Origin of the sequence: Methanobrevibacter sp. TMH8 (genome assembly GCF_020148105.1) — an archaeon.
Lineage (GTDB): Archaea > Methanobacteriota > Methanobacteria > Methanobacteriales > Methanobacteriaceae > Methanobinarius.
The window spans coordinates 67245-83080 of the sequence record NZ_JAHLZE010000038.1 but is presented as its reverse complement, the minus strand read 5'-3'; the positions used below and the strand labels follow the sequence as shown (position 1 = coordinate 83080).

14 protein-coding genes, 1 tRNA gene and 1 other RNA gene are annotated in these 15836 nt (G+C 26.2%); 11 read left to right on the top strand and 5 right to left on the bottom strand.

Going from position 1 to position 15836, the window contains the following annotated elements:
• Window positions 1–256: 256 nt before the first annotated feature.
• The gene (locus KQY27_RS08815) at window positions 257–736 is read right to left on the bottom strand and encodes a hypothetical protein (protein ID WP_224426211.1); all 480 of its coding nucleotides are present in this window, start codon (window positions 734–736) and stop codon (window positions 257–259) included.
• Window positions 737–850: 114 nt separating this feature from the next.
• Window positions 851–1606, bottom strand: coding sequence for an archaeosine tRNA-ribosyltransferase (locus tag KQY27_RS08810; RefSeq protein WP_224426210.1), 756 nt, complete (start codon window positions 1604–1606; stop codon window positions 851–853).
• A gap of 356 nt (window positions 1607–1962) precedes the next feature.
• Between KQY27_RS08810 and hdrC the strand changes: the two genes are divergently transcribed.
• From hdrC to KQY27_RS08755, 11 genes are all read left to right on the top strand, one after another.
• The gene (gene hdrC / locus KQY27_RS08805) at window positions 1963–2868 is read left to right on the top strand and encodes a CoB--CoM heterodisulfide reductase subunit C (protein WP_224426209.1); all 906 of its coding nucleotides are present in this window, start codon (window positions 1963–1965) and stop codon (window positions 2866–2868) included.
• 23 nt (window positions 2869–2891) lie between these two features.
• A complete protein-coding gene (hdrB, locus tag KQY27_RS08800) occupies window positions 2892–3800 on the top strand; it encodes a CoB--CoM heterodisulfide reductase subunit B (RefSeq protein WP_224426208.1) in 909 nt (302 codons plus the stop codon).
• 378 nt (window positions 3801–4178) lie between these two features.
• Window positions 4179–4448, top strand: coding sequence for a DUF749 domain-containing protein (locus KQY27_RS08795; protein WP_224426207.1), 270 nt, complete (start codon window positions 4179–4181; stop codon window positions 4446–4448).
• A 228-nt stretch (window positions 4449–4676) separates the two neighbouring features.
• Window positions 4677–5207: a DUF2096 domain-containing protein gene (locus KQY27_RS08790; protein ID WP_342765757.1), complete on the top strand. Its 531-nt coding sequence runs from the start codon at window positions 4677–4679 to the stop codon at window positions 5205–5207.
• A 365-nt stretch (window positions 5208–5572) separates the two neighbouring features.
• Complete coding sequence (locus KQY27_RS08785; RefSeq protein WP_224426206.1) at window positions 5573–6274, top strand: metallophosphoesterase; 702 nt, start codon at window positions 5573–5575, stop codon at window positions 6272–6274.
• Window positions 6275–6284: 10 nt separating this feature from the next.
• Window positions 6285–7796 (top strand): MFS transporter, encoded by a 1512-nt coding sequence (locus KQY27_RS08780; protein WP_224426205.1) that lies wholly within the window; start codon window positions 6285–6287, stop codon window positions 7794–7796.
• A 574-nt stretch (window positions 7797–8370) separates the two neighbouring features.
• Window positions 8371–9288 (top strand): 2-phosphoglycerate kinase, encoded by a 918-nt coding sequence (locus tag KQY27_RS08775; RefSeq protein ID WP_224426204.1) that lies wholly within the window; start codon window positions 8371–8373, stop codon window positions 9286–9288.
• Entirely contained in the window at window positions 9263–9661 is a 399-nt protein-coding gene (locus KQY27_RS08770; RefSeq protein ID WP_224426203.1) for a CBS domain-containing protein, read from the top strand. The genes KQY27_RS08775 and KQY27_RS08770 overlap by 26 nt, the downstream gene beginning before the upstream one ends.
• Window positions 9662–9885: 224 nt before the next feature.
• Window positions 9886–10524, top strand: a complete 639-nt coding sequence (locus KQY27_RS08765; RefSeq protein ID WP_224426202.1) for a DUF998 domain-containing protein — start codon at window positions 9886–9888, stop codon at window positions 10522–10524.
• A 277-nt stretch (window positions 10525–10801) separates the two neighbouring features.
• An RNA gene (gene ffs, locus KQY27_RS08760) (signal recognition particle sRNA) lies at window positions 10802–11115 on the top strand.
• 336 nt (window positions 11116–11451) lie between these two features.
• A tRNA-Ser gene (locus KQY27_RS08755) sits at window positions 11452–11536 on the top strand.
• An 83-nt stretch (window positions 11537–11619) separates the two neighbouring features.
• Here the strand turns inward: KQY27_RS08755 and KQY27_RS08750 are convergent.
• From KQY27_RS08750 to KQY27_RS08740, 3 genes are all read right to left on the bottom strand, one after another.
• On the bottom strand, window positions 11620–12531 hold the full coding sequence (locus KQY27_RS08750) for a cation diffusion facilitator family transporter (protein WP_224426282.1): 912 nt from the start codon (window positions 12529–12531) through the stop codon (window positions 11620–11622).
• Between the two features lie 197 nt (window positions 12532–12728).
• Window positions 12729–13844 carry a pyridoxal phosphate-dependent aminotransferase gene (locus KQY27_RS08745; RefSeq protein WP_224426201.1) on the bottom strand — a complete coding sequence of 372 codons (1116 nt, stop codon included), beginning with the start codon at window positions 13842–13844 and terminating at the stop codon, window positions 12729–12731.
• Window positions 13845–13929: 85 nt separating this feature from the next.
• Window positions 13930–15615, bottom strand: coding sequence for a radical SAM protein (locus KQY27_RS08740; protein WP_224426200.1), 1686 nt, complete (start codon window positions 15613–15615; stop codon window positions 13930–13932).
• Between the last annotated feature and the right edge of the window lie 221 nt (window positions 15616–15836).

The window sequence follows — 15836 nt, the reverse complement described above, 5'->3', positions numbered from 1 at the left end:
TGAGAATATAAAGGGTCATGTTCAATATAAGAAAACTTTAGCTATACACCAATTCAGGAATTTAGCTATTTAGAGAGTATTAAGGTAGCTAAATTATGACATATATTGAATTGTATATACGTTCACATCGTTAGTATATAGCTTATGATATATAAATCTTTCGAAAAAATATGAAATTAATAAAAAATAAGAAAGAATAAGATTATGGTAATAATATAATTTAGCTTAAATCTCTTTATTTTAATAATTATTTAATTTATTTATTAAGTTCAAAGAAACTAGCTATAATAGCTTTTACATCTCCATTAATATCCTTACTAGACCAATTTATAGCTATTTTGTCTTCATTTACTTTAAAGAATGCAGTAGAATTTTCATCAGTAGTAAATGTTTTTATATCTTTTCCATCAATAGTAATAATTGTAATATCAGCTGATGAGGCATTCATAAGTTTATCAAGCTCACTTGACCAATTAGTATCATTTATACTAATACTAAGGTCCTGGGATTGATAAACATCTCCAGATTTTATACCATTGATAATATTTCCACTCATCATTGATCCATTTTCATACTTAGCTGGAACTTTGAATTTAAGATCTCCTAATTGTTTAGTTTCCCAGCTACTACTATCACTCATTTTATTATTACTACCAAAGCCCATTGTAAAGGCTGCTGCAATTGCTATTACAGCTATGATAGCTATAATGATTATGATTAAAAATTTATTATTCATATTAGCACCATCTATATTCTTTAATTTATATTAATTTATTTTATTAATTAATTATATTCTCTAATTATTATAATTCTAACTTATTATAATATATAATTATATATAATTCTTGGTTTAATATAATTGACTATATTTTTGGATATAATCTTGATGTTTTTTATCTAATATCTTAAGTGCAGACATATTTTGAGGACTTGTAGCTGCTCGCTCTTCAACAAGGTTTCTAAGGGTTTTATTCTTCATATGTTCTCTAACTTCAGTTAATACAAAATTAATAGTCTGTTCATTACAACTAGCTATTTGTTCTTGATTCATTTCAAATAGCTTATAAACTTCAAGGTCATAATTCTTTGTGGCCGATACTAAAACATTTAAATAGCTATAATAATCTCCAGCTCCAGTTAAAAATCCATCTATTCCCATATAACTAAGTAATGGTATAAATGAACATTCTGCAAATGTAAATATAAGATAACTACTGGGTTTAATATTTCTCCTAAGTTCTACAATCAAATCAACAAGATCTCTGGGGTGAAGAAGTAAATCATCTCCATTAGCTATAATCAATCCATTGTAACCGAGTTTTTCTAACTCTTGTGCACATTGAACTCTAAGGTCAATATATTTGGATCCTTGAATAACAGCTATATTACATTGAGAATTTTTTTCTTTTTCTTCCTTAGCTAATTCAATAGTTCTTCTAACGCTCCATTCAGCTATTTCTCTTTCAACATTGTAGGCAGATTCTTCATCTTTACTTACAAAAATATTTGGATCACTCTCATCAAATACATTCGGTGTCATAATATCTCTAAGTTTTCCAAGTCTTCCAGGACCATCATGACTTTTTATTTCAAATTTATCTACCATTGATTATCACTTTTTATTATAATAGTTTTTATTTATATTATATTATTCATATATCTTATATTATTTTATAATATTTTAATTTTATATTATTTATAATTAGATTTAAATTAATTTTATTATTTGTATTTTATTATCATATATTTTAAATTGTTTTTAATAAAATTACATTAATATTATATTTTAACATTATATTTTTAATATTATATTTCAAATATTCATAATAAATTGATGGTACCTTTTAGGTTACACTTTAGAAAATTTTAGTAAACTTTATATATAAAGTTTTTACAATTATAATTAAGGATTTAAGATAGGTGCTTAGCACAAGTCAATGATTATCCAAGGTGTGTTTTTAAATGTCTGTTTTTGAACGGCTAAAGACTCTTTTTACAGGGTCAAAAAATGATGTAGTTGAGAATAATTCTGATGAAAAGGTATTGGATCAGAAAAAATCAGATAAAACATCTGATTTAAGACCTAAACAGACAGACTCAAATACAAAAGAAGAAAAAGTTGTTTCTTCATCTACAGCTAAAGTTGAAGTAGTTGAAGTAGAAGCTCCAACTGCCACTCCTGAAAGTAAAAAGTCTGGAAATGCAAAAATTGAAGCTAAAACTGAAACTAAAGATGAAAAAGTTGAAGAGAAAGAAAATAAAGATCATTCAGATAATGATTCTAAAAATAAAGAAGAAAAGAGAGATAATATGACTCTATTAAATACTGAAGATAATAAATTAACATTAAGTAATGTTGATCCAGAATTTACCCAAGTCTTTAAAGATGCTGGAATAGATTCTGTAGAAATTTGTTTCCAATGTGGAACCTGTACTGGTGGATGTCCTTCTGGAAGAAGAACTCCATATAGGGTAAGACAATTAGTAAGAAAATGTTTAATGGGATTAAAAGATGAAGTAATCTCTGATGACTCTTTATGGATGTGTACTACTTGTTACACTTGCCAAGAAAGATGTCCTCGTGAAATAAAAATTGTCGAAATCGTTAAGATGGCAAGAAATATTGCTGCACAAAACGGATTTATGGCTCCTGCACACAAGGCTACTGGTTCTTTTGTTATAAAAACTGGTCATGGTGTACCAATTAATGATGCTACTATGGAACTTAGAAAAAGAGTTGGACTTGATGAATTACCACCAACTACTCATTCTTTCCCAGAAGCTTTAGAAGAAGTACAAAAAATATGTGAACTCACTGGTTTTGATGACTTAATTGGATACAATAAAGCTACTGGAGAGCTTGAATAAATTTTTTACTGGAGGAATAAAGAATGGAAATCGCATATTTCTTAGGTTGTATCATGAACAACCGTTATCCTGGTATTGAAAAAGCAACAAGAATTTTATTTAATAATCTTGATATAGAACTTAAAGACATGGCTGGAGCTTCCTGTTGTCCTGCTCCTGGTGTATTTGGTTCTTTTGATAAAAAAACCTGGGCTTCTATAGCTGCTCGTAATATTACTATTGCAGAAGATATGGACTTAGACATAATGACTGAATGTAATGGATGTTTCGGATCCTTATTTGAAACCAATCACATGTTAAAACATGATGCTGATATGAAAGATGAAATTAATGAAGTATTAGCTGAAACTGATAGGGAATTCAAAGGATCTATCGATGTAAAACATTTAGCTCAAATTTTATACAATGATGTAGGTTTAGACAAACTTTCTGAATTAGTCAGCAACCCATTAAATTTAAATGTAGCTGTCCATTATGGATGCCACTTTTTAAGACCATCTGCTGAAATTCAAATTGATAATGCAGAAAAACCAACTATTTTAGATGAATTAGTTGAAATTACTGGTGCTAAATCTGTACCTTATAAAGACAAAATGATGTGCTGTGGTGCAGGTGGAGGTCTCAGAGCTAGAGATATTGATGTAACTGCAAGTTTCACTAAAGAAAAACTCGACAACATGACTGCTGCAGGTGTAGATGCAATTGTAGATGTTTGTCCATTCTGTCACTTACAATTTGATGTAGGTCAAACTGAAGTAAACAAAATGTATAATACTGACTACGGAATACCTGTTTTCCATTTAGCTCAATTATTAGGATTAGCTATGGGATTAGGTGCAGACGAGTTAACTTTAGATTCTCATTTAATCGACTCTGCTCCAGCTCTTGCAAAAATAGTTGAAGAATCTGACAGAGTTACTGGTGGAGAATAAATATATTATGGTGGATAATATCCACTAATTTTTATTTTTTATTTTTTAGTTTTTAGTTTTTATTTTTTTATTTTTTGTTTCTTTATTTAGCTATTTTCAATATATTTTTTAAAATTCTATATTTATTTCTATAAATTTTGTAAATCTACATATATACAATAATTTTTTATACTAATAAAACAAAAAATATATAACAATTTATAAATTAATTACTAATTATATAAATTAGAATAATTAATTAGAAAGTTTAATATAAAAATTAATTAAAATATTATTTTAAATTATTTTAAATTATTTAAATTTTTTAGAAAGTTATATATTAATGGTTACTAAATTAATTAATAGTATTATTAATATCAAATAAGAAGGTGATGAACGATGTTTATAGCAACACTAGGAGGAATATTTAGATTTAAAGATCTTCCTAAAGAATATGGCCCTTATGTACAGTTTAAAGCAACAATTGAGAAAAGAGAAGTAAAAGACGACGATGAATTAGCTATTTTAGATATTACCGGAACTGATAGTCATCATGTTCTTTTTTTAGATTCTTATGATAATATTGAAGAAATTAAAAAAGAATTAAAAGATGCAGATGCTAAAGTAAATCATACTACTTTGAAAATATTAGAAGGGCATTTAAGCTAGACTCAACTTTTTAAAACTAGTTTTTAATACTTAAAATAATAAAATTAGTTTTATATATTATTCAGATTAATTTATAAATCTTCATAAATGATTTATAAATTAATACCTATTTAATTAAGTTTAATTATAGTTTAATTATAATTTAGTTATATTGATATAACTATATTAATTATATTTTAGCATTATTATACTTATTATACTTATTATTTTATCCAATAGAATTTTATGGTGATTTTATTGTTACCAATTGAACAAACATGGTTAATATTAGTTGATCTTCTTACGGATCTTAAAAAAAGAGGATTGGATATTCCTAATTCTATTAATAAAGATATTAGTCTTCTTAAAACTTCTATTAATTTTTACAAAAAAGATATGTCTCATCCTGACATGATTAAAGAATTTGATCGGGCAAATATTATTATTACAGATATACAAGATAAACTTCTTGAATATGCTGAAAATTTAGATGTAGAATATTATAAAGAATGGGTTGATAAATTAAGAAGAGCTAATCTTGGAGAAGAAATATATAAACAACCAGAAACAGCTTCTAAATTCATTGAAGGAGCTCCGCCAGGTTTTTCGTCTGCAAAGGTTCATCTTAAAAAACCAATAGCTGAAGATCGTGTTCAAGAAATAGCTGAATATAATAATATTATAATAGAATTTGAGGATGATACAACTCTTGCTCTATTTGGAAATTCTGATAATATAAAAATGAGTTTAAAAGAAATAGCTCCTTTCTTTAATGAGTAATAGTTTAATATTTAATTTTTTATCTATATCTTTATTTTATTACTATTTTATTACTATTTTATTCATATTTTATTTCATTTCATTTATTAATTTTAATAATATTTCTATAATATTTCCAATTTTTGTTCTTATTATTTTTTCATTATATTTTAATTATATTTTTATTATATTTTCTTTATATTTTTCATTAGTTAGTGAATATATTTTATTTTTTACTAAGTTTTATTCTTACTTATTCTTGTTTTTATATTTACAAAGACATAAGAATTATTGTCTTTAACTTTATTTGTAAAAATTTAATAATATGTTATAATAAATTAAATAAATAGAGATAAAATATAAAGAAAATTGATTGAGGTGATTTTTTGAAGATATTAGGCATAAGCGACATTCATGGCAAGGAATATGAAGGACTATATAGCTACTTGGAAAAAAATGACATTGACCTTATAATAGTTTCTGGAGATATAACTAATTTTGGCCCATTAGAATTTGTAGAAGAGTTTTTTAATAAACTTTCTAGTTATGATTCTACAATAGTAGCTATTCCTGGAAATTGTGATCCAGAGGGAGTAGTTGAGAGGATTGATCAATCTCCGGCTATTTGTGTTCATGAAGATGTTATTGATTTTGATAATTTAGTTATTTATGGTTTTGGAGGTTCTAATCCTACTCCATTTGATACTCCTAGAGAATTTGATGAAGAAACTCTATATAATTCTATAAAATCGGTGATGGAATCAAAAAACATTGATTCTGTTAAAGAAACAACTGATAATTTTCCTTATGGAAAAATTTCTATTTTAGTTACACATGCTCCTCCTAAGGATACTGAAACAGATAAAATTGCAGATGGGGGTCATGTTGGAAGTTGGGGTGTTAGGAAAATTATTGAAGAATATCAACCTCGTTTAAATTTCTGTGGTCATATTCATGAATCGAGAGGTTTTGACATGATTGATAATACTATTATAGTCAATCCTGGAATGCTTGAAGATGGGTATGGCTCTTTAATAGAAATTGATAACAATAACAATATTATAGCTAATTTTGTTGAATTAAAATGAGGTAGTTTTAATGGATGAAAATAAGGATAATAAGGATAATATCGATAAAGAAGCCAATAAGACTAAAATTGGCAATGTTGCTAAAGAATTTAGTGGGACTAAAGTTGATAATGTTGATTTAGGTGAAGGTGTTTTGAAAAAATCTTCTTCTAAGACATTGATTGTATTTTTAGCAGCATTTACTTCATTTATAACTGCCTTTTCAACTTCTGCAATAGCTGTAGCTATTCCATCCATAGCTAATCAATTTGTTATTGATGCTATACTTCAAAATTGGTTAGCCACATCATTTTTGCTCACTATAGCTGTATTTTCAGTTCCTTTTGGTAAATTATCTGGTAAATATGGATTAAAAAAATTTTTTATTATAGGAATATTAGTATTTTTAATAGGTAGTGTTGGAGCTACTTTTTCGTTTTCAGCATACTCTTTGATATTCTTTAGAATAATTCAAGGAATAGCTGCAGCTATGTTAAATGTTGCAGGTTTTGCACTAGTAACTGAAGCACTGCCTCCTCAAGAACGTGGTAAAGGTATTGGATTAACTATTTCTAGTGTTTATATTGGGTTGACTTTAGCTCCAGTTTTAGGAGGTATACTGACTAAAAATCTTGGTTGGCAAAGTATTTTTTATGTTATAATTCCATTACTTTTCATACCTTTGATTTTAGCTGTGTGGAAAGTTAAAGATGAATGGATTACTGGTGAAAATGATCCATTTGATTTTTCTGGAACCATAATATATTCAGCAGGTATATTATTATTCATGTATGGATTCACAATATTGAATGAACTAAACGGGCTAATTTTAACAATTATTGGAATAGCTCTATTAATAGGATTTGGTATTTGGGAATTAAGACAAAAATTCCCAGTTTTCCATGTTGAACTTTTTAAAAATGTTAGATTTTCATCCTCTTCTTTAGCTGCTCTTATTAGCTATTTAGCTACATTTGTGGTAACTTATATATTGAATTATCATTTACAATATATTGAAGGTATGGATCCTCAAACAACAGGGCTTATTCTTATTGTTACTCCTGCATTAATGGCAATTATAGCACCATTTTCAGGAAATCTTTCAGATAAAATTGAACCTCAGAAATTAGCTGCCATAGGTATGGGATTTGTTACAGTAGCTATCTTTATATTGATATTTTTAGATAAAGGCACTCCTTTAAGTGTAATTATCATAGCTATGATTTTACAAGGAATTGGTTATGGTATTTTCTCATCACCAAATACAAACTCTATAATGGGATCAGTTTCAAGAAAATTTGCCCCTATTGCTTCTGCAACAGTTTCAACTGTTCGAGTTATTGGTCAAACGATGAGTTTAGGTATGCTAACTGTGATTTTTGCTATAGTCATGGGTTCAGTTCAGATTGTTCCGAAATACTACCCATTACTTACACAAAGTTCTCAAATTGCATGTATAATTGCTACTATGCTTTGTATAATAGCTGTATTTGCTTCTTTAGTTGGAATGAAATCTAATACTAAAATGAACAATAATTCTTAGAATTTTATTTTTTATTTTTATTCTATTTTCATTCTTTTCTATTTTTTTATTCTTTTTATGTGTTTTATTCTTTTTATTTTAAATATCGACTTCTTAAAATATATATAAAATATTTACTATAAAAATTAAATAAAAAATTATATTAAATGCTTTGTTCATATAATATAATTCGGGAAAAAATATTAATAGATAATTCTTATCTTTAGATTTAAAAATAATGAACTATTAAAAATATTTAAGTGGTTTAATATTTTATTGCTATTTTATAGTTATTTATTGAAAATTTATTGAAAATAATTTTCTTTGAAAAAGTATTTATTTAAGAAAAATATAATTAAAATACCTGGTTATTCAGAATAACTTTTATTGGAAAGGTTTTTATTGAAGAAACTGTTTATAAGGTTTATATAGTAAAATTTTTATTGAAGAAGCTGTTTGTAAGATTTATATTAAAATTATAAAAAGTTGAGATATATTAATATATATAAAATATATAAAATTAATATTAAAATATATTAAAAATATATATTAAAATATATGAATCATATTTTTATCTTCTTTTTCAGGTGATTAAATGATTATGATACAAGGTGAAGTTAGTGGAAAGATATACACTGAACCATTTTCTAAAGGAGTTCTTTCAAGATCTCTAACAAGAGCTGAAATGGGTCCTAATAAAGCTTATGCGTTTGCTTCTTGTATTGAATCTAAACTTATAGAAAATAATATAAGTCTCATTACTATTGATGAATTAGTTGAACTTATAGTCGAAGATTTAAGAGAAGAGGATTCTGAGATAGCTGAAAAATATATTTCTTGGAGAAAAATAAAAAAAGGAACTGAACCTCTGATTATATTAATTGGAGGAGCTTCTGGTGTTGGAACTTCTTCAATAGCTTTTGAAATAGCTAATCGTTTAGGTATTAGAAATATGATAAGTACTGATATGATTCGTGAAGTTATGCGTAAAATTGTATCTAAGGAATTAAGTCCAGTTATTCATGAATCAAGCTTTACAGCATATAAAGGAATGAGGGTTCAACCCCCTCCTGAATTTGATGATGTTTTAGCAGGTTTTAGGGATCATGTTGATACTGTAAGTGTTGGAATAGATGCTGTTATTGAAAGATCTTTAAAAGAAGGAATAAGTATAGTTATTGAAGGCGTTCATATTGTTCCAGGATTTATTAAAGAGGAACTAATGGAAAAAGATAATGTTGTAATGTTTGTACTTACTTTACAGGATAAAGAGATTCATAAAGGTAGATTTTACTCACGATGTAGACAAATGTGGGCTAGACGGCCATTACAAAGATACTTAGATAATTTTTTTGCAATAAGAAAAACTCATAAATATTTTGAATCTCAAGCAAGAAAATTTGAAGTTCCAGCTATTGAAAATATTGATGTTGTAACTACAATTGATTCAATAATTAAACATATTACTGAAACTTATGGAGGGATAAGTGATGTTGAAAAAGATAAAGATTAGAGATGTGATGACTAAAGATGTTTTCACAACAACTGCCGATGAAGAAGTAGTATTTGCATTTGAAAAATTGATGAAGCATAAGGTAAGTGCATTGCCTGTTCTCAATGATTCAAAAGATATGATTGGAATAGTTACTGCTACAGATTTAGGTTATAATTTAGTATTAGATAAATATAAATTAGGAACTAAGGTTTCAAGTGTAATGGTTGAAGATGTAGCTTCAGTTGGTCCTGATGAGTTTTTATATGATGCAATTCGTGCAATGGAAGATAATGCTCCTGATGGAAGTATTATAAATCAACTTCCTGTTATAGAGAATAATAAACTTATTGGAATTATATCTGATGGCGATATTATAAAAGCACTTAAATAATTTTAATTTGATTAAATAAATTTTTTATTAAGAATTATATAGAAATTTTATTAGTTTGAGATTTTATTTATTTAATTTATTTAACTTTAGTAGCTGATTTAATGTTTTAATTATTTTAGTTTATATGGGAAAAATCCATATAAATTAATAAATATAATCAAATTTTAGATTTTTAAAAATATTATTTTTTGAATTAATATTAAAATTTTTTTGGGAATATTAAAATGGATTTTGAGAAATTTTTAATGCCATTTGGTATGATTGCTACAATTTTTTATTTTTTTCATGTATTTTTGGGTCAGATTATTTGGGAAGGATATAACCCAATAACTACTGATATTAGTACCTTAACTGCAGTAGGAAGTCCAAATGTTGAATTACTCTCTATTTTTACTTTTTTCTATGGTTTATTTTTAATATTTTTTTCAATTGGAATGGTTGTAAAATTTTTTAGGGGAAATAATAATTTAATCAAAATAGGATGTTCATTATTACTTATAATGTCTGTAATTTCATTTATTGGATTTGCTTTCTTCCCTCTATCTGTAGATAAAACTGCCATCAATTTTCAAAATATGATGCATATAATTATAACCGGGATTGTAGTTGTATTAACAATTTCATATCAATTTTTTATAGCATTTGGATTTTTAAAAGATAAATTTAAGGCATTAGGATTAATATCCTTAATTTTAGCTATTTTAACAGTTTTATTTGGATTTTTAACTCCTTTATCTTTAAGCTTTGGTTTAAATATTATTGGTTTAACTGAAAGACTTGTTATATTTACTATATTGATCTATATATTCTTTTTATCAATGGTTTATACTTTTGATTTAGACCTATTTTTGGATAAAAATTAATATTTAGTATTTTTTTGGAAAGATTATTTGAAAAGAGGTTAATGTTTATTATTCATATTACTATTTTTAGATAAATATTGATGTAAAATATTAATATAAAATATTTGTTTTAAAATATTTGTTTTTGAAAAATTTTCTTATTTTATCAAATTATAAAATCTTTAATTTTCTTATTTTTTTATTTTAGTAGTTTTTTATTCTTTTGTTTTTTAAAGTCAAAAAATCTATGATTTTTTTATTTATTAAAAACATTTATATAATATTAAAAACAATATTGTTATTGGCTAGACTGGAGGGTTAGGGGTCCTCTGTAAGCACACACCCCCTTAGGTGCAGTTGAAGTTCAGAAGGCGGCATTTGGATTTAATAACAGCCTTGAAAATTGATATAGAAACCTCGTCCTACAGGATTAATGGTCATAAAATCTTAACTGGAGGGTTAAGGTTAATTATGTTTATTTTGGAAACGTGTCAGGCCTGGAAAGGAGCAGCTCTACCATTAACACTTGATGCTTGTAGAGTAGCGGGGCGGAGTTGATTTTCGAGAGTACTGTTGTTATTGAAATTTGTCCACTTCTGGACATGCCATTTTATGATTATAATTTCTTTAATTAGAATCGATTAATACTATAGTGTATTTTTCTATTTATCTAATATTTTAATGATTATTTTAGAATATATTTTTCATGATTTTCTTGTTTATTTATCAAGTTTTTCATGATTTTTTATAAATTTAGAGAATAAAATAGAAAAGGTTTATAAGTAGAATAATACAAATATTGGAATGCTATTTTAATTATTATAACTAATTAATTATAAAGGTCAATTAGTTAAAATATTAGTGATTTATATTATTATTAAATAAATTAGACAATTATTAAAATTAATTTAATAAAATTAATATAAAATTTTCTTTTAAAATCAGTATGTCGGGATGGCCCAGCCTGGTACGGCGTTGGACTGCTAATCCAATGATCCCTTGGATCTCGGGGGTTCAAATCCCCCTCCCGGCGTTTTCACATTTATTATTTCCTTAATTTAATAAGGTTTAATTATTTTTTCTTTTTTCCTATTTTTGTTTTGATTTTTCAGAGGTTCACATTTTATCCAATGGTTCTTCATGGTCATAATCTGCATCATATGGACATGCATGAGCTATAACTAATTGGATAATATTTATTTTATCTGTTAATTTATTTTGAACTTGATGTGAAATTTTATGAGCTTCTTTTAGTGATAAATCAGGATCAACTTCAACATGTAAAGCCAATGTTGCATATGATCCAAAATAATTAACCCTAATACTGTGAACTCCATAAACTCCTTCAACAGAATTAGCTATTCTTTTTATTTCACAAATAAGCTCTTTTGAAGGTAATTTTCCCATTATATTATTTATGTTGTCCTTTCCAACATCATATGCTGCTTTTAACACAAACAAACCTATTAAAAATCCTACTAATGGGTCTAAAAAGGTATATCCAAATTGTGAAAGAATTACACTGATTAATATTGCTATACATGAAAGTATATCCATTTGTTGATGTTTCCCATCAGCTACAATTGCTGGGCTGTTTATTTTCTTTCCAAGATTTATAATATATCTACTCATTATTATATTGATTATTATTCCAAAAAATGCCATTATACCAGCTAAATAGCTAGGAATTCCAATTTCTCCTCCAAAAAATAGTCTTTCTATAGCAACAGTTAGTATTTCATAAGCTATGAATGCTAAAAAGATAACTATAACAAGGCCTGCTATAGCTTCTGCTCTACCATGGCCTAAAGGATGTTCTTTATCTGGTGGTTTTTGACCTATTTTAAATCCAATATAAGCTATAACAGAAGTAGCTATATCTGATAATGTATGAGCTCCTTCAGCTACAAGAGCGAAACTTCCAGAAAATATCCCTACAGTAATATTAAAAATAGTTAAAAATACATTTCCAGCTATTCCAATACGCGCTGCTTTTTTTCCTTTTTTATCTCTTTCAGAGTAGTCTATATAAACATCTCCTTTATATTGATATTTTTTAATAATTATTCATTTTCTGTTTGTATAATTTGTTCTATTTTTGTTTGTATATTTATTCTATTTTTTTGTATAATGTATTCAATTTTTGTTTGTATAATTTGTTCTATTTCTGTTTTTATAATATTATTAATATAATAATATTATATTTGATAATACTGAAATTTTAATTAAATATTTATTTTTTCTAATCTATTCATAGCTTCTTCAATATTCTCATAAGAATTAGCATAAGACATTCTTATATTACAATCACAAGTTTGTCCAAATCCACTTCCAGGTACTGTAATAACTCCTGCTTTTACAGCTTTTTGAACATATTCAAATGAATTTTCTACTTGAGGAAAAGCATAAAATGCACCATCTAATCTTGTACATTTTAGTCCAAGTTCATCTAATCGTTTTGATATTAGGTCTCTTCTTCTTTTAAATTCACTTGTCATACTTTTAACATATCCTTGAGGACCTTTAAGTGCTTCATACCCAGCTACTTGTGAAATTGAACTTGCACATGCTGTGTTGTATTGATGTATTTTAAGAAGTTCTTCAATAATTTCATTTTGCCCAGCTAAATAAGCTATTCTAAGTCCAGTCATAGCATAAGTTTTGGAAAAACCATTAATAACAATTGCATTATCAGTAAATTCACAAGGGGAGTAATGTTTTTTATCATATATTATTTTTTCATATATTTCATCACTTATTATCATAAAATCATGATCAGTAGCTAAATCAGAAATAGATTTTATATCTTTTTTTTCCATAACTGCTCCTGTTGGATTAGATGGAGAATTCATAATAAATGCTTTTGTTTTAGAGGTTATTTTTTCTTCAACATCTTCAAATTTGATTTTATAATTATTACTAATTTTTGCTTCAACTGGGATTGGTTTAGCATCAGATAAATCCACACAAGCTTTGTATGATAAGAATCCAGGATCTGGAATTAGAACTTCATCTCCTCTTTCGAATAATCCTTGTGCACACATATATAATGCTTCACTAGCTCCAACTGTGACTATTATTGATTCAGTATCTATACTTAGATTATTATCACTTTTAAGTTTCTTAGATATTTCTTCCCTTAGTTCTAAAAATCCTTTATTAGATGTGTAATGGGTAAAACCTTCATCAAGAGCTTCATTAATAGCTATTTTAACATTTTCAGGAATATCAAAGTCAGGTTCTCCTATTCCAAGGTTTATAGCATTCTCATCACAAACCTCAAACATCTTCCTTATCTGGGATAACTCAATTGATTTTAGTCTTTCAGCTGGTTTAACCATATTTTCACACTTTTTATATCTTTATTATAATTATTGTATATGGAAACAATATTATTTAAACTATTTTATTAGAAACATCTTTTTCTTATTTAATTTCTATTTTATTACAAGAACCACAACCATAACATGGTTTTTCTTCGCACCAAGGAGTTAAATCAATATTAAACATTTTTTCTCTTTCTTTTTTTAGAAATTTATGATTTAATCCAATATCAATATTTTTCCAAGGTAAATTATCAATATTACTAGAATCATATCCATTACTAAATTTTTTCCACTCTTGCAGTGAAATTTTTGTTTGCAATGATTTTTCAAGGATCTCTCCAACTTCTTTTCCTTTACAGGATAAAACATACTGTATTAATCCCATTTTAGCACTATCAAATTTAACATCAATTCCTTTTAATTCTGATTTCATATACTTTATTTTTGATTTAATATCTTTTAGGTCATATCCTTCCCATTGCATTGGTGTTTGAGGTTTTGGAATCATAGGATTTATACTGAATTTAATAGAATTTTTTTTAGAATGTTTATCAGAATTTCTTTTAGGACTTTTATTAGAACTTCTACTATAACTTCTATTAGAGCTTCTATTAGAATTTTCATTATGTTTCAAAGAATTTATTTTTTTTATATATTCAGCTAAATTTTCTATATCTTCATATGTTTCATTTGGTAATCCTATTAAGAAATATAATTTTATGTTAAATCCAAGGTTCAAAGCATCTTTTATAACTTTAAAAATTTTGTTATCCTCAATATTTTTATTAATAGATTTTCTAAGTGAATATATAGATTCTGGAGCTATAGTAATTGTTTTTGCACCACTTTTCTTCAATTTTTGGAGTGTTTGTAGTTTGATGGATTCAATTCTCATTGAAGGAGTAGATATTTGAAATTTTCGAGCTAATAGTTCTTTAGTTAGCTCATCTATTTCAGAGTAATCAGAAACTGCTGCTCCAATCAATGAAATCTTATTTATCTCAGTATTTTTCCTTGCTTCTTCTGCAACACTCAATAACTTTTCAAGTGAAGTTTCTCGCATTGGTCTATATAGATATCCAGACATACAGAACCTACATCCTCGTGAGCAACCTCTTGAAACATTCAAGAGGATTGAATTTCCAAATACTGGTAAAAATTCTTCATCTTCTTTTTTTTCACATTTCACTATTATTGGATTGGTGATATGGAAAGCATTATCCATATTTTCTACAATTACTTTTTCAACTTTATTATCAACAGCAGGGATATAAACTCCTTTAATAGATGTAAAGGATTCAACTTCTTTTTGAGGATATTTTAATTCTTTATATAAATCTAAAAAATTGTTTAAAACTTCTTCGGCTTCACCGATAATAAAAACATCAATAAAATCAGAAATAGGCATAGGATTTCCTGTTGCACATGGTCCTCCAGCTATTATAAGAGGATATTTATTATTATAATTATTATTATTTCTTTCTTCCCTTTTAATAGGTATTTCTGCTTTTTTCAGGATTTCTAGCATATTAAAATAATCTTGTTCATATTGAAGAGAAAAACTAATAATATCAAAATCTTTAAGGGGGCTGTTTGATTCGATACTTCTAATGTTTGGATAAACAACTCTCTCACACCAACTATCCTTTCTTTCATTAATCATTTCATAGATAATTTGATAACCTAATGAAGACATAGCTGTTTTATATAAATTAGGATAAACTGATGCAGCTCTAATATCTACCTGTAATGGCTTTTTTATAATAACATTTTCTTCATAAATCATGTTTTTAGCTAAAAGTTTATTTATATCATCTTTAATTTATTTATATCATCTTTAATTTTTAATCATTAATTTTCAATTATTTATTTTTAATTATTTATAATTTATATTACATTTTTATGATTTAATAATTTTTACTATATTTAAATAATTTGATTTTTTCTAAAATAATTTCATTACTTGAAATTATATGATTTTTTGTTTGGACATTTATTTTTTATTAA